This window comes from Kitasatospora sp. NBC_00240, from assembly GCF_026342405.1.
GTDB lineage: Bacteria > Actinomycetota > Actinomycetes > Streptomycetales > Streptomycetaceae > Kitasatospora.
This window is the reverse complement of record NZ_JAPEMU010000001.1, coordinates 5779361-5802207: the sequence shown is the minus strand read 5'-3', so window position 1 is coordinate 5802207 and position 22847 is coordinate 5779361. Positions and strand designations below refer to the sequence as shown.

The following is a 22847-nucleotide window of genomic DNA, read 5'->3' as shown; positions in this document are numbered from 1 at the left end:
GCCCGAGCCGGCCGGTCCGCCCGGGCACCGGGCCGGACGAAAGGAGGACGCCGCCATGGCGTCGCACAGGAAACCCAGGCGCACCACGCTCACCGGCCGGGCCCGCCGGACGGCCGCCACCGTCGTCGGGGCGGCCGCCGCCTCCGCCACCGTCCTCGCGCCCGCCGGCAACGCCGAGCCGCGGCCGGCCCCCGAGCAGGTCCGGGCGCAGGTGGACGAGCTGTACCAGCAGGCCGAGCAGGCCACCCAGCGCTACGACGGGGCGAAGGAGCAGACCGAGGCCCTGCAGAAGCAGGTGACCGCGCTCCAGGACGAGGTCGCCCGGCGGGCCGCCGCGATGGACGCCACCCGTGAGCGGCTCGGCGAGCTGGCCGCCGAGCAGTACCGCGGCGGCGGCTTCCCGCCCGGGTTCCAGCTCGCCCTCTCGGACGACCCGCAGCAGTTCCTGCAGCGCGCCGGCATGCTCGACCAGGCCGGCGCCGTCGAGCGCGGGGCACTGGAGGAGTTCGGCCGGCAGCGCCTCGCCCTGGACACCAGGACGGCGCAGGCCCGGCTGCGCCTCGCCGACCTCGACGCCCGGCAGCGCGAGCTGGCCGCCGAGAAGGCCACCGTCCAGGACCGCCTGAGCCGGGCGCAGGCCCTGCTCGCCGGGCTCACCGCCGACCAGCGCGGCTCCCTCGACCGGGCCTCCCGCGACGCCTCCCGCCCGGACCTCGACCCGGGCGCCGACACCTTCGCCGTCTCCGGCCGGGCCGCCGAGGCGATCGCCTTCGCCCGCGCCCAGCTCGGCAAGCCGTACGTCTGGGGCGCCACCGGCCCCGGTTCGTACGACTGCTCGGGCCTGGTCCAGGCCGCCTGGGCCGCCGCCGGGGTCGGCCTGCCGCGCACCACCTACGCCCAGATCGATGCCGCCCAGCGCGTCCCGCGGGACCAGCTCCAGCCCGGTGACCTGGTGTTCTTCTACTCGGGCGTCACCCACGTCGGTATGTACACCGGCGGCGGCCGGATGATCCACGCGCCGCACCCCGGGGCTCCCGTGCGCTACGAGAGCATCGACGTGATGCCCTTCGCGGGCGCCGTCCGGCCGTCCTGACGCCGGCGCCGGAACGTCCCCCGAGAAGCTCCGCCCGCCAACCCCGCCGGGGGTGCGCCCGCGCCCCCGCCCACGCACCGAACGGGCCCGCCCCTGCCGCAGGGGCGGGCCCGCGTCGTCGGGCGCCGGGGCGTCCGCCGGCGCCCCTTCGGGCCCTCGGTGCGACCGCGCCGGAAGGCCTCCGAAAAACTTTTGAACTCACCTGCAACCCCCGGCGGGGATGGACGTCTTTAGGAGAGAAGGGCACAGAGAGCGAGACCGGCGCAGCCGGGGGGCGCACTTCCGCTCAGCAGGAGCGGGCCGGTCACCTTCACCCACACACCGTCATTGCCACCTCCCTGGGGGAACACGTCATGCGCGCGTCCGGTATCTCCGCATTCACGAAGAACGTCCCGTCGCTCTCCCGCCGCGGCAAGATGGCCGGCCTGGCCGCCACTGTGCTGCTGGCCGGGGCCGTCCAGCTGCTCCCCGCCGACTCCGCCTGGGCCTGCGGCGACTCGATGCCCGGCCCCAGCGTCTCGGCCCCCGTACCCACCGCGACGCACCAGGGCTCGGTCGAGGCCGGCCTCTTCATGACGCCGGGCCCGCTGAAGGTGACCGCCGGCGGCGCCCCGCTGGAGATCCCGGTGGAGGTGGGCAACTTCACCGGCGCCCCCTACGAGAAGGTCGTCCCGCTGTTCGCCCTCTCAAACCCGTCCGGCGGCCTGGACCCGAAGTACGTGGTGCTGGAGGCGAACCTGCCCGGCAAGGGCTGGCAGAAGCTGCCGCTCCACTTCGGCTGCGACCCGACGCTGTGGACCGACGCCTCGGCGTTCCCCGGCGAGCACCTCGACGACGGCCACGCCACCCACTTCACCTTCCGCCTGAGTTTCACCGCCGACGCCTACCAGGACCTGCGGGAGGTCGAGATCGGCCTGTTCGCCGAGGCCGAGGTCGGCGGCGTCGGGAAGGGCCAGAACCACCTGGTGACCGTCCTGGCTCCGGCCGGGCCGACGTCCGCGCCCACCGCCGCCCCGTCGAAGACCGCGACCCCGGCACCCACCACCGCGAGCCCCGCCAAGGCGCCTTCCAAGGCTCCCTCCCCGGCCACCTCCGAACCTGCCGTGCCGGTCGCCGTCGCCACCACGGCCGCGCCCACCACGGCGCCGGCCACGGCGACCCCCACCACGGCTACCACCGCCCCCGCGCCCGCCGAGCTGGCGCACACCGGCGGCAGCCGCAGCACCGGCCCGCTGATCGGCGCCGGCGGCGCCCTCGTCCTGCTCGGCGCCGGCGGCGTCCTGATCGCCCGCCGCCGCGCCCGCGGCTGACCTCCGCCGACCGACACCCCGCAGGCACGCACGGGCCCGCCGCTCCGTCACCGGAGGGGCGGGCCCGCGTCGCACCGTGAGACCCCGTCAGACCAGCCGACGCGCCGTCGCCCACCGGGTCAGCTCGTGACGGTTGCTCAGCTGGAGCTTGCGCAGCACCGCCGAGACGTGGCTCTCCACCGTCTTCACCGAGATGAACAGCTGCTTGGCGATCTCCTTGTACGCGTACCCGCGGGCGATCAGCCGCAGCACCTCGCGCTCGCGCTGGGTCAGCCGGTCGAGGTCCTCGTCCACCGGCGGGGTGTCGGTGGCGGCGAAGGCGTCCAGCACGAAGCCGGCCAGCCGGGGTGAGAAGACGGCGTCGCCGTCGGAGATCCGGAAGATCGCGTTCACCAGGTCGGTGCCGGTGATGGTCTTGGTGACGTAGCCGCGGGCGCCGCCGCGGATCACCCCGATCACGTCCTCGGCCGCGTCCGAGACGGACAGCGCGAGGAAGCGCACCCCCTGCGGGTCCGCCATCAGCGAGGCGGAGCGCCGCAGCACCTCGGCCCCGCCGCCGCCGGGCAGGTGGACGTCCAGCAGCACCACGTCCGGCCTGGTCTCGGCGACCACCCGGACCGCCGACTCGACGTCGTCGGCCTCGCCGACCACGTCGATCCCGGTCACCTCGGTGCGTCCGATCTCGGCCCGCACCCCCGTGCGGAACATCCGGTGGTCGTCCACCAGGACCACCCGGGCCACCCTCCCGCCGCCTTCGGCCGGGGGTACCCCCATGGCCCCACCTGCAGGCTCAGTCATCAGCTCTCTCCATCTCCAGCTCGACCTCGGTCCCGCCGTCCGGCGCGGGCCGCACCCTCGCGGTGCCGCCGTTGCGCTTCATCCGGCCGATGATCGACTCGCGAACGCCCATCCGGTCCTCCGGCACCTCGTCCGGGTCGAAGCCGGGCCCGTGGTCGCGTACGAAGACCGACACGGTGCGCCCCTCCACCTCGGCGTAGACCTGGACCGGTCCCCCGCCACCGTACTTGGCCGCGTTGACCATCGCCTCCCTCGCGGCCCGCATCTGTGCCGAGATCCGCTCGTCCATCGGGCAGTCGCCGACGCAGACCAGCTCCACCGGCACCCCGTGCCGGTCCTCGACCTCGGCGACCACCTCGCGGATCCGCTCGGCCAGGGTGTCCGGCGCGTCCTCGGCGGCAGCCTCCGGGCGGTAGAGCCACAGGCGCAGCTCGCGCTCCTGCGCGCGGGCCAGCCGGAGCACCTCCTTCGGGTCCTCCGCCCGGCGCTGGATCAGCGTGAGGGTGTGCAGCACCGAGTCGTGGACGTGCGCGGCGATCTCGGCCCGCTCCTGGGCCCGGATCCGGGCCGTCCGCTCGGCGCCGAGGTCCTGCCACATCCGCAGCGCGTACGGGCCGACCAGGACCAGTACGCCGGCGAGGACGGCGATCGAGGCCTCGATCACGGAACCGATGGTGGAGCCGGTGCCCTGCAGCACCAGGAAGCCGATGATGCCCGCCACCACCAGCAGCACGCCCGCGCCGACCCTGGTGTAGGCGCCGCGCCGGCGCTCGCCCTCCTCCAGGCCGAACCAGCGCTGCCAGCGCGAGTCGTCGGCCTGGCGCCAGACCAGCGCGACACCGACGCCGATCGCCAGCAGCGGCCAGGTGTACGGCTTGGCGGTCTGGATGTTCAGCGCGTTCAGCAGCGCCATGATGCCGATCACCAGCATCACCAGGGCGGCGAGCTGGCCCAGCCCCTGCTTCCCGGCGCCGTCGCGCTCCGCGGGCGACGCGGCCCCCTCCTGGGCGGGCGGGGCCACCGCGGCGGGCAGTGCGGGCTCACCCTGGAAGGTCCGCTGCAGCAGCTCCCGCAGCCGGGCCACCCGGCCCCGCCCGCCCTTGCGCAGCGCACTGCCGCTCTGGCCCGGCGCGGCGGGCACGAACGCGCCGTCGACGTACGCCCAGTGCGCGGCGCTGCCCGGGGCCGGCTCGCCGATGCCGATCGGCACCACGAACCAGAACGCGGCGTACAGCAGGGCGCCGATCCCCTGCGCGAAGAAGAGCAGCACGAACGCGGCCCGCACCCAGGTGACCGGCAGCCCGAGGTGCACGGCGAGGCCGTGCGCGACCCCGCCGAGCATCCGCCCGTGCGGGCTGCGGTAGAGCCGGCGGTAGGGCGGGCGGCCCTCGGCCGGGGAGGCCGGGTCGCCGCCCGCCGCCGACGGGGTGTCAGGGACGTGGGGTTTGGGATCGGTACCGGGTGCTGCCACGCCACCGATGGTCACATGTGCGCGGGCCCGGGCGCATCAGGGTGAGCCCCGAGGATCTCTCAGGGACAAGTCAGGGTCCGGACAGGGCCGGGAACGGTTGGGCAACCGCCCGCGGGCCACCAGGATGGAGGCATGACGGACGACCACACGCCGGGGGCGGGGCCGCTCTCCCCGCCGGAGACCGAGCGCCCCCCGCTGACCCGCAGCGAGCACCACCGGGTGGTGGCCGGCGTGTGCGGCGGTCTGGGCCGGCATCTGGACATCGACCCGGTGGTGTTCCGGGTGGTGATCGCGGTGCTCTGCCTCTCCGGCGGGCTCGGCCTCTTCCTGTACGGGCTGGCCTGGCTGGTGATGCCGGCCGAGCCCCAGGAGGGCCGGGAGGGGCGCACCGAGCTCCAGCGGGTGCTGACCGGCCGGGTGGACGGCCAGTCGATCGGCGCGGTGCTGCTGACCGTGATCGGCACCGGGGTGTTCTTCTCCTCGATGGGCGACGGCGACCAGCTCTTCCCGCTGCTGCTGCTCGGCGGCCTGATCTTCCTCGCGGTGCGCCACGACCCCGAGCACCGGCGCGGCGGACGGCAGCGCCGGCGCCGCCGCGACCGGCGCCACGGCGGCCCCTACGACCGGCTGTACCCGCAGGCGCCCTTCCAGGACGGACCGGCGGTGGCCGGCGGGACGGCCGGCAGCGACCGCCGGGAGGAGGCCGAGGCCCGGGCCCGGCACGCCAGGGAGCGCGAGGCCGGCACCGTCCCCCAGGACACCCCGCACCCCGGTCCGTCCGGCTACCTCTGGGACCCGCGCCACCCCGAGCGCAACCCGTACGCCGGCCCCGCCGGCCCGTACCCCGGCCCGGCCGCGGCGCCCGGCGCCCCGGCCCGGCCCTGGTGGCAGCGGACCGACCTGCCCGAGGGCGACCCGCTGCGCAAGGGCCCGGCCGCGGCCCCCGCCGGGCGGCCGTCCCCGCCCGCCCGCTGCCGCGACCGCTCCTTCCTGGGCCCGCTCGGCCTGCTGGTGACGCTGGGGGTCTGCGCGGCCGTCTGGGTCCGGCCCGGCGGCCTCGGCAAGGACGTGCTGCTCACCACCGTGCTGGCGGCGCTGCTGCTCGGCATCGGCCTGACCCTGCTGGTCGGCGCGAAGTTCGGCCGGGCCCGGGGGCTGGTGGTGCCCGCCCTGCTGCTGACGGTCGCGCTGGCCTCGACCGGCCACTCCCGGGTGACGGTCGGCGACGCCTTCGGCGACCGGGTCTGGGCGCCGGCGACCGCCGGCGAGCTGCACGGGGAGTACCGGCTGGGCGCCGGCAGCGCCACACTCGACCTGCGCGGGCTGGACCCGGCCGGGGCCACCGTGAGCACGACCGTCCGGGTCGGCGCGGGCGACCTGACGGTCCTCGTACCCCCGGATGTCGTGGTCGAGGTGCGGGCGAGGCACATCCTCGGCAACGTACAGATCACCGGGATCGACGACACCGGTGACAGCAACGACCGCAGTTACGAACTGCACCCGCTGAACGGGCAGGCACCGAAGGGGACGCTCGACCTCACGCTGACGGTCGGGATCGGCGACATCAAGGTGGTCCAGGCATGAGGAAGCACCGGCTCGACCTGTTCTCGCTGATCGCGGGAGCCCTCTTCACCGTGGTGGCCACGCTCTACCTGGTGGCGTCGCTGAACGATTTCTCGGTGAACGGGCGGATAGTCATCCCGGTGACGTTCATCGTGCTCGGCGCCGCGGGCCTGGCCGGCGCGGTGCTGGCGATGGCCCGGCGCGGCCGCACCGAGGCGCCCGCGGCCCCCCGGACGGCGCCGGCCGCCCCCGGCACCCCGGAGGGCGACCTGGACGCCCACCTGCGCGAGCTGGGCCTGCTGGACGGCGAGCGCCCCGGCGACGACGGCCGCTGAGCCGTCCCCGCCGGGGCGCCGGGCCCGCTCCGGGCGGGCCTCCTCCGTACCGGCCGGCCCCCGCGGGGGCCGGCCGGCCGGGTCAGGTCTGGAGCGGACCGAGGTTGAGCTTGTCGCCCTCCTTGGTCACCGAGTACTTGGGCAGCGGCTTGGTCGCCGGGCCGTTGATCACCGCGCCGGTGGCCGCGTCGAACTTCGAGCCGTGGCAGGGGCAGTACATCTGGCCGTTCTTCGGGGCGTCGACCGCGCAGCCGGAGTGCGTGCAGACCGAGGAGAAGGCGCAGTACTGACCGGCGGTCGGCTGGACCAGGTAGACGGCGTCGCCGGTGGCCGGGTCCTTGACCTGGGCCGAGCCGCCGACCGGGACGGCCGAGACCGCCACCGAGACCACCGGGCCGGCCGGGACGGGGGTCGGCGCGGCCGTCTGCCGGGGCTTGACCGTCTTGTCCCGCCCGAAGGTCGCCGTCAGCGAGCCGGTGAGCAGCCCGGCGCCGCCGATCGCCACCGCCGCGATCGAGCCGTCCACCAGGGACCGGCGCCGGATCTGCCGGCCGTCCAGCCCTCGGGCGCGGTCCCGGCCGGCGCGGGCGGCGAGGTAGCCGTCCACCGAGAGGTACGGGGTGCCGGCCAGGACCAGGGCGGTCCAGGCCATCAGGTAGATCAGGTCGTTGCCGAGGTAGTACGGCGTGACGCCCCAGCTGACGGTGAACCAGAGGCTGGCGCTGATCAGCGCGCCGCCGGCGGCCGCAACCCGGCCCCAGAGGCCGAACAGGGTGCCGAGGCCGACCGCCAGCTCGCCGAACGCGATCAGCAGGGCGAAGAAGGTCGGCTGGTCGAGGGCGGGTCCGAGCAGGAAGGAGATCGGGCTGGCCGCCCTCACCGCCTGGGTCTGCGAGACGAACGAGGCCGGGTCCCCGGCGCCGGCCAGGTAGTGCGCGTCGGAGAGCTTGTCCAGCGCGGCGTACACGAAGGTCACCCCGAGGAACAGCCGCAACGGCAGCAGCGCGTACTGCGAGGCGAGCCGCCTGAGCCGATCCACCCGGGTGCCGCCACCGGGCTCCTTACCGCCTGGCCGGTCCGTACTGGCCTGCGACATGCCTCCACCTTCCCTCTCGGCCCGTCAGCCCCCTGACAGATCCGGTCCGATTCTGCCCGTTGCCGAGCACTTTCGGTGGGAGGGCCCACCCGACGGGCGGCCCCCGCACCGGATACGGCCGCGCCGTCGCTCCCATGGATACGGGTGCGACGGCGCGGCTGTTCAGTCCGGCGGGAGACTACTCCCACTCGATGGTGCCCGGCGGCTTGCTGGTGACGTCCAGCACCACGCGGTTCACCTCGTCGACCTCGTTGGTGATCCGGGTCGAGATCTTCGCCAGCACCTCGTAGGGCACCCGCGACCAGTCGGCCGTCATGGCGTCCTCGGAGGAGACCGGGCGGAGCACGATCGGGTGGCCGTAGGTACGGCCGTCACCCTGCACGCCGACGCTGCGGACGTCGGCCAGCAGCACGACCGGGCACTGCCAGATCGAGCGGTCCAGGCCGGCCGCGGTGAGCTCCTCGCGGGCGATGGCGTCGGCCTCGCGCAGCAGATCCAGGCGCTCCTTGGTGACCTCGCCGACGATCCGGATGCCCAGGCCCGGGCCGGGGAACGGCTGGCGCTGGACGATCTCCTCCGGCAGGCCGAGCTCCTGGCCGACCATCCGGACCTCGTCCTTGAACAGCTTGCGCAGCGGCTCGATCAGCGAGAACTCGATGTCGTCGGGCAGGCCGCCGACGTTGTGGTGCGACTTGATGTTCGCGGTGCCGGTGCCGCCGCCGGACTCGACCACGTCCGGGTAGAGGGTGCCCTGCACCAGGAACGCGACGTCCTCGCCGGACGCGCCGGCCTCGGCCACGATCTCGGCCTGGGCCTGCTCGAAGACCCGGATGAACTCGCGGCCGATGATCTTCCGCTTGGTCTCGGGGTCGCTGACCCCGGCCAGCGCGGCGAGGAAGCGCTCCTCGGCGTCGACGACCTTCAGCTGGATGCCGGTGGCCGCGACGAAGTCCTTCTCGACCTGCTCGGTCTCGCCCTTGCGCATCAGGCCGTGGTCCACGTACACGCAGGTCAGCTGCGAGCCGATGGCCTTCTGCACCAGCGCCGCGGCGACCGCGGAGTCGACACCGCCGGAGAGCCCGCAGATCGCGCGCTTGCTGCCGACCTGCTCGCGGATGAGCGCGACCTGCTCCTCCACCACGTTGGTGGTGGTCCAGTTCGGCTCGATGCCCGCGCCCCGGTAGAGGAAGTGCTCCAGCACCTGCTGGCCGTGCGTGGAGTGCATCACCTCGGGGTGGTACTGGACCCCGTACAGCTTCTTCTCGTCGTTCTCGAAGGCCGCGACCGGCACCACGTCGGTGGACGCGGTGACGGTGAAGCCCTCCGGCGCGGCCGAGCAGGCGTCGCCGTGCGACATCCACACCGACTGCTCGGCCGGGGTGCCCTCGAAGAGGGTCGAACCGGTCTTCGAGACGACCAGCGGGGTACGGCCGTACTCCCGGGCGCCGTTGTCGTCGACGGTGCCGCCCAGCGTGGTGGCCATCAGCTGGAAGCCGTAGCACATGCCGAAGACCGGGACGCCGGACTCGAACAGCGACCGGTCGACGGTCGGGGCGCCCTCGGCGTACACCGACGACGGACCGCCGGAGAGGATGATCGCCCGGGGGTTCTTGGCCAGCATCTCTTCCACGGGCATCGTGCTCGGCACGATCTCGCTGTAGACCCGGGCCTCACGGACGCGGCGGGCGATGAGCTGGGCGTACTGGGCGCCGAAGTCGACGACCAGGACGGTGTCGGCCGGCGGTACGGAGTGGTCGGGGGTAGCAGAGGACACGAACGGCCTTCCGGCAGCGGAACGGGAGGTGCCACACGCCACGGCGCCCGGCAGGGCGGCGGCGGGTGGTATGTGGGGGTGTCGGCCCCCAGTCTACCGGCCCGCCCGGGGCCTCCCGCTGCACCGGGTACGTCACCCTGTTGGCACCGTGACCGCCCGGGCCGCCGGCTCGTTTCTCCTCACGACCGTACGACCGCGTCGCACCCGCCTGGTGCGCCGCCTCGGCCCCGCAGTCCGGGGGTGGTTCCGTACGGGCTTGCAGGACCACGCGTGGAGCTCATCGCCAGTCCACCGGCGCACGTGGCGCCGCCGCCGTCCCGGTCAGCCGGGGAGGCGGCCCGCCGTGGGACCGTGCGCGGGTGCCGCGACCGGACAGCAGGGGACAGCGACCCCGGCCGCGACTGGGTCCAAGGAGGTGGGGCGGTCCGCGCCCGGGGACGCCCGGGCGCGGGCCGCCGCACCCCCGTACCGTCCCCGAGTCCCCGAGTCCCCGGGCGCCGGCGCACCGCCGGCCGTCCCGTCCCGGCGCACCGTCGTCCCCGCGCGCCCCCGTGCCCGTCCCGTACCGTGCCGGCTTCCGTCGTCCCGTCCGGACCGCCGGCCGTGCCACCCGCCGTGCCACCGGCGCGCGTCTCGGCACCGCGCGCCGCTACGCGCGTCCCCATGCGCACCGGCCCGCTCCCACTACTCAACGTGATCATCACCCGCCGTGCCCGCCCCCGGCCGGGAACGCCCCGCCGGCCGCTCCGGCGGGCTCCCGCCGGGACTCCCGACCGGCCTCCCGGCGGAGCTCCCCGCGAAATGGACTGTGCCGAACTGCGTCGAATCGGTTGCAGAGCAAGGGGCCCGTCCAGCACGATGCTGTGGGAGGGGGTTCGCCGGACGACCGCGGTCAGGTCGGCGGCGGGTCCGTACCGGTGCCGCCGCAACCCGACGGCGACAACGGTTATCACCTCACGCTCCGTGAGCGCTGGCCCGTCCGAACCCGGCACGGCGGGCCGCGCACCACCGCGCACACGCGCCGCACCCCGGCTCACCGACGCCGGCCGCGGCGCGACATCCGAGCCATCCGCCGCGACGGCGCTCTTCCCCCGGCGCCGTCACCACAGCACCGGCGCAGCCCTGACGCCGAGTGCTGAGCGACAAAGGGCCCCGTTCCCCCGCGGGGCCCTTTGCCCTTTCCCGGGCGCGGGCCGGCCGCCGGGGGCGGCTCCGGGTGAGGAGCGCCGCCCGGGCGGACCGACCCCGGAAGCTACGAGTCCGCCGGGCCCTGCTTGCGCCAGACCGAGGAGTCCTCGGCCGCGGCGACGCCGCCGGACGCCGGACGGGCGCCGTCGTACGAGTCCGAGCCCCGCGCGCCCGAGCCGTGCGTACCCGGGCCGTGGGCGTCCGGACCGTGCGAGTCCAGCAGGTCGCTCGGCGCAGGCACCACCGACACCGGAGCCCCGGCGTCCGGCCCGCCGTCGTCGTACCCGCCCTGCGCCGGCACTCCCGGCGCACCCGCCGCCGTCACCCCCGGACCGGCCGCCGGCCGGCGCGCGCCCAGCCGTGCCAACAGCGGCGGCAGCGCCAGCGCGCCGGCCGCGGCCCAGATCAGGTTCGCCGCCAGCACGGTGGCGAAGGCCAGGCCCACCGAGGAGGTGTCCCCGGAGCCCAGCTGGGACGCGCTTCCCCTGGTGTTCGTCTGCTCGGTGGCCAGCGCGGCCCCGGCGAGCAGCGTCAGCAGGCTCAGCGCGACGCCGTGGACCACCGCGAGCCGGATCCGGTCCGCGGTGTCCAGCCGGCGGCGGAACGCCGTCCAGCCGAGCAGGACCGCCGTCGCCAGCGCCAGCAGACCCGTCCAGCGCCAGTCGCCCGGCAGGTCCTTCAGGTCGAAGAAGGAGTACTGCAGCCGGCTCGGCGAGTACCCGTCGCCGTCGTACCCCGACCCCGTGTAGTTCTGCCGGCCCGCCTCGAAGGTCGCCCCCGAGCCGAAGCCGAGCAGCAGCAGGCCGAGGTTCGGCAGGAAGGCCAGTGAGGCGAGGGTCAGCGCGCCCTCGCCCTGCACCGCGACGATCACGAAGGCCGCCACCGAGGCGAGGGCGACCGCCGTCGCGATCACCCGGCCCGCCGTCAGCCCGGCCACCGCCCAGCCGCGAACCCCGGCGTTGCGCCAGGCCGCCCAGCGCAGGGCGTCCGTCCCGTACACGGCCAGGGCGATCAGCCCCGCCAGCAGGAAGGTCCAGCCGAGGGCCTGCACCCAGCCGGCGTCCAGGTCGAAGGCGGGGCCGCCGAAGATCCCGTCGTACCGGTCCTCGTCGTAGCTCGGGCGGCCGCGCTCGGCCGGCTGCCACCGGGTGCCGCAGAGCAGGCCCAGCACCAGGGTGACGGCGGCCGCGACCAGCCCGGTCCTGGCCGCCTCGCCGAAGGCGAACGGCCGGCCGGCCTGGCCGCCGGTCCGGGCCTGCCGACGGCGCAGCCCGGACCGCAGCCCGGCCCAGAGCGCCAGCGCCCACAGCAGGGTGACCGTCATCGGGAGCGCCCGCAGGGTGTAGTCGAGCGACATCGCCGTCCGCCCGCTCCCCATCGACAGCAAGCCCTCGAAGGGCGCGCCGAGCGCGGCCAGGGCGGCCGCCAGGGAGCCGCCGAAACGGGTGCCGAACGGAGCCGGGAACTCGCCGCCGTAGTTGCTCGGGACGGCCGCCAGCAGGGCGGCGAGCAGCAGCACCGCGGTCGGCGCGACCACCACCCGCAGGGCCGGACGCCAGTCCGCGCCGGTGAACCAGCGCAGCGCGGCGGGCTGCGCCGCGCCCTCGGCGAGCGCCCTGCCCGCGCCCCAACTGCCCAGTGCCGGAGCGGCGGAGGGCTGCGGCGGGGCGGCCGGCGGGGCCGGCGCGACCACCGGAGGCGCGGTCGGCGGCGCGGCGGGCGGCGGTACCGGCACCGCCGCGGCCGGCGGCCCGGCCGGCCCTGCTGCCGGCGGCGCGACCGGCGGCGCCGCGGGCGGTGGTGGTGGCGCGAGCGGCCGGTCGCAGGACGCGCAGCGCTGCGCCCCCTGCGCCGAAGCAGCCCCGCACGATGCACAGATGGCCATAGCCGCGTCCCCCGTCGTCGCAAGCCCTCGATGAGCCCCTGTTTATCCCACCGGCCGTCCGAGACTGTCAACCGGCGACGGTACGGGCCCGAACTCCCGCCCTGGGGCGGTCAGTCCAGCTCCGCCGGGGCCTTCCTGGCCGGCACCGCCGGCACCGCGAGCAACGGCAGCCGAAGCTCCCCGAACGCGCCCTTCGGCACCGAGGGCCGCACCGGCGCCACCGCCGCGACCCGGCGGTACCCCTCGCCCTGCGCCGGACGCCGGTCCGCCTCCCCCTTGTTGGGCCACATCGACATGGCCCGCTCGGCCTGCGCGGTGATGGTGAGCGAGGGGTTGACCCCGAGGTTCGCGGACACCGCCGAACCGTCCACCACGCTGATCCCCGGGTACCCGTACAGCCGGTGGTAGGGGTCGACCACACCGGTCTCCGGGGCGTCGCCGATCGGGCAGCCGCCGAGGAAGTGCGCGGTCATCGGGATGTCGAAGATCTCCCCGACCGTGCTGCCGGGGAACCCGTTGATCTCCGCCGCGAGCGCCTTGGCGCCTTCCTCGGCGGCCGGGATCCAGGTCGGGTTCGGCTCGCCGTGCCCCTGCCGGGAGGTCAGCTTGCCCTTGCCGAGCCCCTTGGTCTTCAGCGAGACGGTGATCGAGTTGTCCAGCGACTGCATCACCAGCCCGATGATGGTCTTCTCCGACCACCGGTGCAGGCTCATGGAACGGGCGAAGTTGACCGGGTGGGTGGCCGCCGTGATCGCGTACGTCAGCCAGCGCGGCGCCCGGCCGCCGCCGGGGACCTGCTGCACCGAGAGGGCGCCCATCGCGTTCGAGCCCTTGCCGTAGCGGACCGGCTCGATGTGGGTGTTCGCGTTGGGGTGGATCGAGGAGGTGATCGCGACGCCCTTGGTGAAGTCCGCCTTCGACCCGTAGCGCCGGTCGTTGGTCTGCGCCCCCACCAGCGCCTCGGAGTTGGTGCGGGTCAGCTCGCCGAGGCGGGCCGAGATGCCGGGCAGCTGACCGCCGTCGCGCATCCGGTGCAGCAGGCTCTGGGTGCCGTAGGTGCCCGCGGCGACCACCACCCGGGCCGCCGTGATCGTCCGGGCGCCGGCCTTCACCCGGTCCTTGGAGCGTGAGTCGGTGCGCCGCACGTCGACCGCGAAGCCCTCCCCCTGCTCCCGGATCCGGGACACCGTGGTGAGCGGGTGGATCTCGGCGCCGCTGCGCTCGGCCAGGTAGAGGTAGTTCTCGGTGAGCATGTTCTTGGCGCCGTGCCGGCAGCCGGTCATGCACTCACCGCACTCGGTGCAGGCCCGCCGCCGCGGCCCGGCGCCGCCGAAGTACGGGTCCTCGACCTCCGCGCCGGGCGCGGCCTTCGCGGCACCGTCGGAGTCCTGCCCGTCGCCGAAGAACACCCCGACCGGCGCCAGGTGGAAGGTGTCCCCCACGCCCATCTTCTCGGCCGCCGCCTTGAGGTGGACGTCGGCGGGCGTCACGGTCGGGTTCAGCCGGACGCCGAGCATCCGCTGCGCCTGGTCGTAGAACGGCGCCAGCTCCTCCTGCCAGTCGGTGATGTGGCTCCACTGGCGGTCCTCGAAGAACGGCTTCGGCGGCACGTAGAGGGTGTTGGCGTAGTTGAGGGAGCCGCCGCCGACGCCCGCGCCGGCCAGGATCAGCACGTTCGCCAGCAGGTGGATCCGCTGGATGCCGTACAGGCCGAGGGCCGGCGCCCAGAGGTAGTTCCTGGTGTCCCAGGAGGTGGCCGGGAGCTCGTCCGCCCGGAACCGGCGGCCGGCCTCCAGGACGGCGACCCGGTACCCCTTCTCGGTCAGCCGCAGGGCGGTGACCGAGCCGCCGAAGCCGGAGCCGACCACGACCACGTCGTAGTCGAACTCATCGGCCTGCGCGGGCTGTTGCCCGGCCGGAGTCGCTTCGGGGGTTGTCTCCGGGGTCGCTTCCGGTGTCACTGCCATCGCCCGCTGCTCCTTCGCGTTACCGGCCGGCGCACCACCGGCCTACCGTTCGACTGCCCGACCGCCCCCGTTGCCCGGCCGCCCGGGCACCCCGGCCCTGCCCGGCCGGGCCCGCATCCTGCCGTCCGCCCGGCCCGGCCCTGCCCGGCCGGGCGGACGCGGCTACTTGAGCCGGAAGGCCTTCATCGCCCGCAGCCCCGTGGTGAACAGGGCGGCGAACTTCTCGTCGTCCATGCCCAGCGACGGGCCGATCGGCAGCAGCCGCTGGCTGGCGATGGTCTGGGCCTCGGTGTAGCGCAGGATCCCCTCCGAGCCGTGCCGGCGACCGAGCCCGGAGTCACCCATCCCACCCATCGGCGAGGCGACCGAGCCGTAGGCCGCCGCGTACGCCTCGTTGACGTTGACGGTGCCCGTGCGCAGCCGCGCCGCGACCGCCCGGCCGCGCCGCGGGTCCTTCGTCCAGACGCTGGAGTTCAGCCCGTACGAGGTGGAGTTGGCCGCCGCGACGGCCTCGTCCTCGGTGTCGAAGCGGTAGACCGAGACGACCGGGCCGAAGGTCTCCTCGGCGCAGACCGTCATCTCCGGGGTCACCCCGTCCAGGATGGTCGGCTCGAAGAACAGCGGGCCGAGGTCGGGGCGGGCCCGGCCGCCGGCCAGTACGGTCGCGCCGGCCTTGACCGCCTCCTCGACGTGCCGGCTGACCACCTCCAGCTGCCGCTCCGAGACCAGCGAGCCCATGTCCGCGCCGTAGGCGAGGCCGCCGCCGAGCCGCAGCGCGCCGGTGCGGGCCGCGAAGCGGGCCAGGAACTCGTCGGCGACCGAGCGGTGCACGAAGAGCCGCTCGACCGAGATGCAGAGCTGCCCCGCGGAGGAGAAGCAGGCCCGGACGGCGCCCTCTGCGGCCTTGTCGAGGTCCGCGTCGGCTAGCACCAGCAGGGCGTTCTTGCCGCCCAGCTCCAGCGAGGCGCCGACCAGCCGGGCGGCGGCCTTCTGGGCCACCTCGCGGCCGGTACGGGTGGAGCCGGTGAAGGAGACGTAGTCGGCGTGCTCGACCACGGCCGGGCCGATCACCGGGCCGTCGCCGATCACGATCTGCCAGAGGTCGGCCGGCAGCCCGGCCTCGACCAGCAGCTCGCGGGCCCACAGGGCGGTCAGCGCGGTCTGCGTGTCCGGCTTGTTGACCACCGCGTTGCCGGCCACGAAGGCGGGCAGCGCGTCGCCGACGGACAGCTCCAGCGGGTAGTTCCACGGCGAGATCTGCCCGATCACGCCCTTGGGCCGGCGGGCCTCGACGGTGTGGGTGAGCACCGGTACGGCGCCGCCCCGGCGGCGGTCCCGCAGGTACTTGTGGGCGGCGCGGCCGTAGTGCCGGGCGGCCAGCGCGGCGCCCAGCACCTCCTCGAAGGCGTGCAGCCGGGCCTTGCCGGTCTCCGCCTGGATCAGGTCGAGCACCTCGTCCTGCCGCTGCAGCAGCAGGTCGTGGAAGCGCAGCAGGACCGCGGCCCGGCGGCGCACCGGCAGCGCGGCCCAGGCCCGCTGGGCGCGGCGGGCCAGCTCGTAGGCCAGCTCGACGTCGGCCGGGGTGGACTGCGGCAGGGTGGCCAGCCGCTCGCCGGTGAGCGGTGCGAGGGTGTCCACCGGCACGGGCTCGCCGGCCGCGGTCACACCGGCCGCGAGCCGGGCGACCAGGGCGGGGGTGACCGCCGAGGCGACGGTACGGGCGCCGCCGGGCGCCGCGGGGTTGCGTCCGGGCTGGGCGGGCGCCTGTGCATCTGCCGTGAGGTCCGTCATGCGGCGAAGCCTAAGCGCTCGGCGGCCGGTTCGGTACCCGCCAGTAACCAGAAAACTCCGGCGGCTTCCCCACGCCGCCGCCCGGCGCCCGGGCGGCGCCCGTCGTCAGCGGACGACGGGCTCGAAGCTGTTCAGCACCGTGGTGAAGCGGCGCTCGCCCTCCGTCCAGTCCTTGTCCGGGCAGGACAGGTAGACGGCGTACGCGGTGCCCTGGTCGTCGATGAACTCGGCCTCGATCGCGTGCCGCCGGCCGCCCTCCTTGGCCGCGTACGAGAACTCCCAGACCGCCGCGTCGTGGCCCTTGACCTTGGCGTCGGCCATCCTGGCCTGCTTGTAGCCGGTCAGGTTCTTGGAGACCGTGGACTCCAGCTGCTGCAGGTGCTCCAGCGGGGTGCTCGACTGCCCGACCGTGACGGCGAACTGCAGGTAGTGCACCTTGCTGTCCGGGCTGTAGTAGATCTGGTTGTCGCCGGTCGTCCGCTCCCAGACCGGGCCGACCGAGGGCAGCAGGAAGCGGAAGCCGCCCGGGTCCTCCGTCCAGCGGTAGCCGGCCGCGGCCGGCGCGCCGGAGGTCGGGGACTGCTGCTGGCCGGTCGGGGTCGGGCCGGGGGTGGCCCCGCCGCCCGGGCCGTCCTTGGCCGTCACCATGTAGGCGGCGCCGCCGGCCACCAGCGCGGTCACCAGGCCCAGCGCCGCCACCTGGAGGACCAGCCGGGCCCGGGAGGCGCGGCGGACCGGGCGGGCCGGCTGCGCCGGTGCGGCGGCCGTGGTCTCTTCGGCCGCCGGCCGGGGCACTCCGGCCGGCTGCGGCACGGTGGCCGGCTCCGGGTCCGTCCCGGCAGGCGGCGTGGTGGTCCGGTCCACCACCGGCACCGACTGGGTGGGCACCTTCGGCGGGCTCTTCGGCTCCGGCTTCTTGAACCCCATGGTGTGTCCGGCCGTCACCTCGGCCAGCATCCGCAGCGCCTGGTCGGCGGTCGGCCGCTCGGCCGGATCCTTGGCCATCAGCGCCGCCAGCACCGGCCCCAGCGCGCCGGCCCGGCGCGGCTCGGGCAGCGGGTCGCCGACCACCGCGGCCAGCGTGGTCAGCGGGGAGGTCCGCCGGAACGGCGACTCCCCCTCCACCGCCGCGTACAGCGTTGCGCCGAGGCCCCACAGGTCGGAGGCCGGCCCCGGGCGCTCGCCCTGGGCCCGCTCGGGCGCCAGGTAGTCGGGCGAGCCCACCAGGTCACCGGGACGGGTCAGTTCGGCCGAACCCTCGTAGGTGGCGATGCCGAAGTCCAGCAGCACCACCCGGCCGGTGCCGCGCTCCAGCAGGACGTTCCCGGGCTTGACGTCGCGGTGCAGCACGCCGAGCTGGTGGCCGCGGTGCAGCGCGGCCAGCACCTGGGCGCCGACCTCGGCCGCCTCCCGGGGCAGCAGGGTGCCGTCCTGGCTGATCACGTCGGCCAGCGAGCGGCCGTCCACCAGCTCCATCACGATCCACGGCCGGCCGTCCTGCTCCAGCACGTCGTGCACGGTGATCACACCCGGGTGCTTGATCCGGGCGGCGGCGCTGGCCTCGCGCTTCATCCGGGCGTTGAGGATCTCCAGCTCCTCCTCGGGCAGGTGGCTGACGGTCAGTTCCTTGACCGCGACCTCGCGGTCCAGCATCCTGTCCCGGGCCCGCCAGACGGTGCCCATGCCGCCCCGGCCGAGCCGCTCCCCGAGCTCGTAGCGGTCCGCCAGCAGGCGCTGCTCCGCAGCCGTCTCCGGCCTGTCCTGAACACCCATGGCGACCGCTCCCCCTCATCCACCTGCCGTCACCCCGACGGAGGGTCCGGTGCACCGCTGACCACCGTTCGAACATCTCTCACGCACAGATTAGGCCGGACGTTCCACCAGGGGGATCCCGCCCCGGCCACGTGACCGCCCTGTGACCTGCGGCACGGCCCGTCAGCCTGCGAACAACACCACGGCGCCCATCGCCAGGACCAGCGCGACCATGACCGCGGCCACCAGCAGCGGCCCCAGCAGCGCCGGCGCCACTCTGGGCGGGCGGGGCCGCGGGCCGCTCCCGTCGGCGTCGGCGACCGGCCCGCTCCCGTGCCCGCCGCGGCGCCGGCGGGGCACCAGCGGCCCCTCCGGACGCCGCACCGGCAGCAGCACCGGCGGCGGCGCGCCGAACGGCTCCGGGGCGCCCGAGAGCAGGTCGGTGAGTTCCCGCCAGGCCTGCACGGCCGTCGGCCGCAGCGCCGCGTCCGGCTGGAGCAGACGTTCGACCAGCGGGCCGAGCGGGCCGCAGCCGTGGGTGGAGGCCCGCCGGTCGTCCCGGACGGCGCCGAGCAGCGTCGGCAGGTCGGTCTCGGGGTAGGGCGCGGCCCCGGTGAGCAGCCGGAACAGCAGGACGCCCAGCGCCCAGCAGTCGCCGGCCGGGCCGCCGTCCATCGGCCAGCGCTCGGTCCGGGGGCCGAGCAGTCCGGCGCGCACCTCGTACCGGCGCCGGCCGGCCGGGCCGCCCAGCTCCTCGCAGAGCGCCTCCAGGGCCACACCGGCGTCCAGGCCGCCGAGCAGGGCGGCGCCGTCCTCGCAGAGCAGCACGGTGTCGACCGAGATGTTTCCGTGGGTCAGACCGGCCTCGTGCAGCGCCCGGAGGGCTCCCGCGAGGTCCGCCGCCAGTTCCGCGACCCGGTAGGGCGGCACCGGCCCGCCCTCCAGGATGTCGGCCAGCGGCACGCCGGGCGGGCACTCCTCGACCGTCCACAGCAGTTCGTCGTCCACGAAGGCCCCGCCGCCGCCGAGCAGCCGCGGATGGGTGGGGACGCCGGCCGCCACCGCGGCCACCCGCCGGACCAGCCGCTCGCCCTGCGCGGGCACCGGATCGCCGTGCACCGGCTCGCCGTGGCCCGGTTCGCCGTACGCGGGGTCGACGGCCGTCAGCAGTCCGGGCAGTTCCAGCCCCGTCAGTTGCACCGAGGTGCCGGTCCGTTCGTCCTTCGCGAGCACCCGCAGGTACTCCGGACGGTCCGTCACCCGGTACCGCCCTGCCAACACCTGCCCCGGGCCCGCCAGCATGCTGTTCCTCTCGTCCCCGCCAGCGTACGTGTCCCAGGTGGGTACGCTCGGTCCATGGACTGGACCGATCTCATCGATGTGGCCTTCGACGTGGTCGGCGACGGCAGCCACGAGCGCCGGGCCGCGGCCGTGCGGACCGTCGAGGCCACCATCGCACCCGGCGAGAGGCCGGTGGCGGCAACCGCCGCCCGACACCCCGACCACTTCCGCAAGGGCGCCATGGTGCTGACCACCCACCGGCTGCTCTTCCTGAAGGACGGCAAGCCACCGCTGCCGGTTCCGCTGGAGGCGGTCACCGAGGTGCGGGTGAACCGGACGACGTTCAACGGCGAGGTGCTGCAGGTGATCGCGCTGACCGGCGCCCACCGCTTCGAGGACGTGGTCAAGGCCGAGCCGTTCGCCGAGCAGCTCCGGGCCGGCGCAGGGGCCGCCAGGAGCGCCTACGAGGCCGCCCTGGCCGCCGTCGTCCCCACCGCACCGGCCGCGTCCGCCGTCCCCTCCGGGCCCGCCACCGGCGAGGACCTGCTCGACGGGCTGGAGCGGCTGGCCGCCCTGCGGGCCGCCGGCGCCCTCACCGAGGAGGAGTTCACCCGGGCCAAGCAGCGCCTGATCGGCTGACCGGCCGACCGGCCGACCCCGGCCGGCGGCCGCTACGGCGCGGGCTGGAAGCTGTCGAAGCCGGTCTGGCGCGCCTGGGCGTTCGCGGGCGCGGCCCAGGCGGCGTCGGTGGTCGTCCAGTAGAGGGCGTACCCGTACTTGCCGCCGCCGGTGACGAAGCCGCGGTTGAGCGAGTGCATCCGGGTGCCGCCGCTGCTGTTGAAGGTCCATTCCCAGTCGGCGGCGTTGGTCCACTGCCGGTAGGTGATGGCCTGCAGGGCGACGCGCTGGTACCCGCCGCGCTGGCCGGGCTCCGCGCTCTGCCAGTCCGCCAGGGCGCTGGCGCCGCCCGGCTGGGTCCAGTCGACGACCAGCTTCACGCCCTGGCCCTCGAACTTGCGGCTGGTGTGGTCGTAGTCCTCGCCGGCGTCGGCCAGCCAGTCCGGCAGCACGATGCTGAAACCGGCGGCGTCCTTGTGCTCGTGGTAGCCGGCCGGCACGGCGGGGCCGGCCGGCACCGCCGGCGTGGCCGCGGCGGCCGGGCTCGCGGACCGGGAGGCCTGCGGCTCGCCGGCCGGGGTGGTCTGCGCCGGGCCGGGCCCGGCGTCCTGGGAGGAGGCGCCCGGGGCCGGGCTCTGCGCCGCCGGCGGGCCCCCGCCGGGCTCGCCGGAGGCGGTGTCGCCGGCCGGGGCCGGCGGGTTCGCGCCGGCCGCCGTGGCGGCGCCGCCGTTCTGCGCGCCGCCCTTGCCCGCGCCGTTCTGCTCGGAGCCGCCCAGCGCCTGCGCCAGCACCACCCCGGCGATCAGCACCAGCACCAGCACCACGGCCAGGATCACGGCCCGCCGGCGCCCGCCGACGGCCCGCACCAGCCGGGCGCCGGGACGGGCGCTCACCGTCTCGCCGGCGGACCACTGACCGGCCGCCGGCGCGGCCGCGGGGGCCCCGGCGGGATCGACGGCGGCACCGGCGGCAGCGGCGCCGGAGGCAGCCGTGGTGGGCCGCACGGGCTCCGCCGGCGCCGGCTCCGGCGCCTTCGAGCGGCTCCCCACCCGGACGGTGCCCAGCAGCCCGCCCACCGGGCGCTTCGCGCCGCCCGCGGCGCCGGCCGGAGTGCCGGTCTCCTCGACGGGAGCGGCCGGTGTGGCGGGAGCCCGGTCGGCGCCGGCCACCGGCACCGCCTGCTGGGTGGTCGCCTCGGACTTCACGGTGGCCTGCGCGACCACCCGGCGGAGCATCGCGCGGGTCTGCGACGCGTCCAGGCGCCGGGCCGGGTCCTTCTCCAGCAGTCCCTCGATGACCGGCTTCAGCGGCCCGGCGTTGGCGGGCGCGGCCAGGTCCTCGGTCATCACCGCGGTCAGGGTGGCGAGCGCCGAGCCCCGGTCGTACGGCGGCCGGCCCTCCAGCATCGCGTACAGGGTGCCGCCCAGCGACCACAGGTCGGCCGGCGGGCCGGGCTTCTGGCCCCGGGCCCGCTCGGGCGATATGTAGGAGGGGGCGCCGACCAGCATGCCGGTGGAGGTCACCGAGGCGTCACCCTCGACGCTGGCGATGCCGAAGTCGGTGAGCACGACCCGGCCGTCCTCGCCGATCAGCACGTTGGACGGCTTGACGTCGCGGTGCAGGATCCCGTGGCTGTGGGCGGCGACCAGCACACCCAGCACGTCGAGCGCGATCTCGGCGGCCCGGACGGGCGTGAGCGGCCCGTCCTCCTTGATCACCTCGGCCAGCGAGCGGGACTCCACCAGCTCCATGACGATCCAGGGCCGGTCGTCCTCCTCGACCACGTCGAAGACGGTGACGGCGGCGGTGTGCCGGATCCGCGCGGTCGCCTTGGCCTCCCGCAGGGTGCGGACGATCAGGCGGTGCTTCTCCTCCTCGTCGACACCGCCGTGCATCCGCAGTTCCTTGACCGCGACGACCCGGCCGAGCATCTCGTCCTCGGCCCGCCAGACGGTACCCATACCGCCGCGTCCGAGCACCGTGTCCAGCCGGTAGCGTCCGGCCAGGAGACGGCCGGTGGAACCCTGCGCCTGGGTCATTTGGAGAGTTCCCCCATGTGGTGCTGGCGGTCGAAGTGACGGCGTATCGGCCCGGCGTAGGGCTCCGCATGCCAAGCCTCCATCATCCCCTGTCCAGGGGGTCCGCGACCACCCGGCCCCTGACCGGGCGGCCGTCCGACGGGGCCCGCACCGGCGTACGCCGTTGCACGACCGGCGCTCTGTGCCCGACCCGTAATCAAAAGCCGGTGTTCGAGCGCGTATCGGCGCTGCTATCTTCGACGCCGCCGCACCACACTTCCCCGGGGGGAATCCGCATGACCGCATCCGTGCCAGGCCCTGACGGCAAGGCAGCCCCGGCCGCCCAGCACTACGCCGCCCCGCTGTACGAGCCCGACGCCCCGGCCGGCTACGTGGCCCCCGGAATGCCCGGCGCGCCCGCACCGTACGCGTACGCCCCACTGCCCGCCGCCGCGCCCCGCACGCCGAACGCCGGCGCCGCGCTGGCGGCCGCCCTCGGCGCGGTGGTGGTCGGCGCGCTGGCGTACGGGTTCCTGATGAAGGCCCTGGACCGCGAGTTCGGCTGGCTGGTCATCGGCCTGGCGGCGGCGGTCGCCTGGCCGCTGGGCAAGCTGGGCGGCCGCAACCCGGTGCTCCCGGTGGCCGGCGCGGTGCTGGCGGCGCTGTCGCTGCTGCTCGGCCAGTTCTTCGGGGTCGGCCTGTACCTGCACCAGCTCACCGGCGCCTCGCTGGGCGAGCTGTACGGCCCGGAGTTCAGCGTCACCCTGGAGGGCTGGAAGGCCGTCCTGGAGCCGATGGACGCGCTGTTCTACGGGATCGCGCTCTTCGAGGGCTTCGTCTTCACCCGGCGGATCAGCGCCTGACCCCGGGTACGCGCAAGGCCCCGCCGGACCTCCGGCGGGGCCTT

The 22847-nt window shown here is 75.5% G+C and carries 16 protein-coding genes and 1 pseudogene; 6 read left to right on the top strand and 11 right to left on the bottom strand.

Going from position 1 to position 22847, the window contains the following annotated elements; translation table 11 throughout:
• Positions 1-55 precede the first annotated feature (55 nt).
• Positions 56-1093 carry a C40 family peptidase gene (locus tag OG689_RS24775; protein ID WP_266323075.1) on the top strand — a complete coding sequence of 346 codons (1038 nt, stop codon included), beginning with the start codon at positions 56-58 and terminating at the stop codon, positions 1091-1093.
• 353 nt (positions 1094-1446) lie between these two features.
• Entirely contained in the window at positions 1447-2403 is a 957-nt protein-coding gene (locus OG689_RS24770) for a hypothetical protein (protein WP_266323074.1), read from the top strand.
• Positions 2404-2490: 87 nt separating this feature from the next.
• Here the strand turns inward: OG689_RS24770 and OG689_RS24765 are convergent, their stop codons facing one another.
• Both OG689_RS24765 and OG689_RS24760 read right to left on the bottom strand, forming a co-directional pair.
• The gene (locus OG689_RS24765; RefSeq protein ID WP_323189386.1) at positions 2491-3177 is read right to left on the bottom strand and encodes a response regulator transcription factor; all 687 of its coding nucleotides are present in this window, start codon (positions 3175-3177) and stop codon (positions 2491-2493) included.
• A 16-nt stretch (positions 3178-3193) separates the two neighbouring features.
• Entirely contained in the window at positions 3194-4672 is a 1479-nt protein-coding gene (locus OG689_RS24760) for an ATP-binding protein (protein WP_266323073.1), read from the bottom strand.
• Positions 4673-4804: 132 nt separating this feature from the next.
• Here OG689_RS24760 and OG689_RS24755 point away from each other — a divergent pair, with 132 nt between their 5' ends.
• On the top strand, positions 4805-6256 hold the full coding sequence (locus OG689_RS24755; RefSeq protein WP_266323072.1) for a PspC domain-containing protein: 1452 nt from the start codon (positions 4805-4807) through the stop codon (positions 6254-6256).
• Positions 6253-6570, top strand: coding sequence for a hypothetical protein (locus tag OG689_RS24750; protein ID WP_266323071.1), 318 nt, complete (start codon positions 6253-6255; stop codon positions 6568-6570). The genes OG689_RS24755 and OG689_RS24750 overlap by 4 nt, the downstream gene beginning before the upstream one ends.
• Before the next feature lie 82 nt (positions 6571-6652).
• On the opposite strand, the gene OG689_RS24745 is transcribed toward OG689_RS24750, so the two are convergent.
• From OG689_RS24745 to OG689_RS24710, 8 genes and pseudogenes are all read right to left on the bottom strand, one after another.
• The gene (locus tag OG689_RS24745; protein WP_266327408.1) at positions 6653-6952 is read right to left on the bottom strand and encodes a Rieske (2Fe-2S) protein; all 300 of its coding nucleotides are present in this window, start codon (positions 6950-6952) and stop codon (positions 6653-6655) included.
• Positions 6953-7153: 201 nt separating this feature from the next.
• Positions 7154-7666 (bottom strand): annotated as a pseudogene (locus OG689_RS24740) (DoxX family protein); the annotation flags it as partial.
• Between the two features lie 178 nt (positions 7667-7844).
• The gene (gene guaA / locus OG689_RS24735; RefSeq protein WP_266323070.1) at positions 7845-9440 is read right to left on the bottom strand and encodes a glutamine-hydrolyzing GMP synthase; all 1596 of its coding nucleotides are present in this window, start codon (positions 9438-9440) and stop codon (positions 7845-7847) included.
• 1252 nt (positions 9441-10692) lie between these two features.
• The gene (locus OG689_RS24730) at positions 10693-12321 is read right to left on the bottom strand and encodes a hypothetical protein (protein WP_266323069.1); all 1629 of its coding nucleotides are present in this window, start codon (positions 12319-12321) and stop codon (positions 10693-10695) included.
• Between the two features lie 302 nt (positions 12322-12623).
• Positions 12624-14480: a GMC family oxidoreductase gene (locus tag OG689_RS24725; protein ID WP_266323068.1), complete on the bottom strand. Its 1857-nt coding sequence runs from the start codon at positions 14478-14480 to the stop codon at positions 12624-12626.
• A gap of 162 nt (positions 14481-14642) precedes the next feature.
• Complete coding sequence (locus OG689_RS24720) at positions 14643-16271, bottom strand: succinic semialdehyde dehydrogenase (protein ID WP_266323067.1); 1629 nt, start codon at positions 16269-16271, stop codon at positions 14643-14645.
• Between the two features lie 105 nt (positions 16272-16376).
• The gene (locus OG689_RS24715; RefSeq protein WP_266323066.1) at positions 16377-18044 is read right to left on the bottom strand and encodes a serine/threonine-protein kinase; all 1668 of its coding nucleotides are present in this window, start codon (positions 18042-18044) and stop codon (positions 16377-16379) included.
• Between the two features lie 162 nt (positions 18045-18206).
• Positions 18207-19283 carry a hypothetical protein gene (locus tag OG689_RS24710; RefSeq protein ID WP_266323065.1) on the bottom strand — a complete coding sequence of 359 codons (1077 nt, stop codon included), beginning with the start codon at positions 19281-19283 and terminating at the stop codon, positions 18207-18209.
• 96 nt (positions 19284-19379) lie between these two features.
• Here OG689_RS24710 and OG689_RS24705 point away from each other — a divergent pair, with 96 nt between their 5' ends.
• Positions 19380-19943, top strand: a complete 564-nt coding sequence (locus OG689_RS24705; RefSeq protein ID WP_266323064.1) for an SHOCT domain-containing protein — start codon at positions 19380-19382, stop codon at positions 19941-19943.
• A gap of 32 nt (positions 19944-19975) precedes the next feature.
• On the opposite strand, the gene OG689_RS24700 is transcribed toward OG689_RS24705, so the two are convergent.
• Complete coding sequence (locus tag OG689_RS24700) at positions 19976-21961, bottom strand: serine/threonine-protein kinase (protein WP_266323063.1); 1986 nt, start codon at positions 21959-21961, stop codon at positions 19976-19978.
• Positions 21962-22236: 275 nt separating this feature from the next.
• Here OG689_RS24700 and OG689_RS24695 point away from each other — a divergent pair, with 275 nt between their 5' ends.
• The gene (locus OG689_RS24695; protein WP_266323062.1) at positions 22237-22803 is read left to right on the top strand and encodes a hypothetical protein; all 567 of its coding nucleotides are present in this window, start codon (positions 22237-22239) and stop codon (positions 22801-22803) included.
• Positions 22804-22847: the final 44 nt, after the last annotated feature.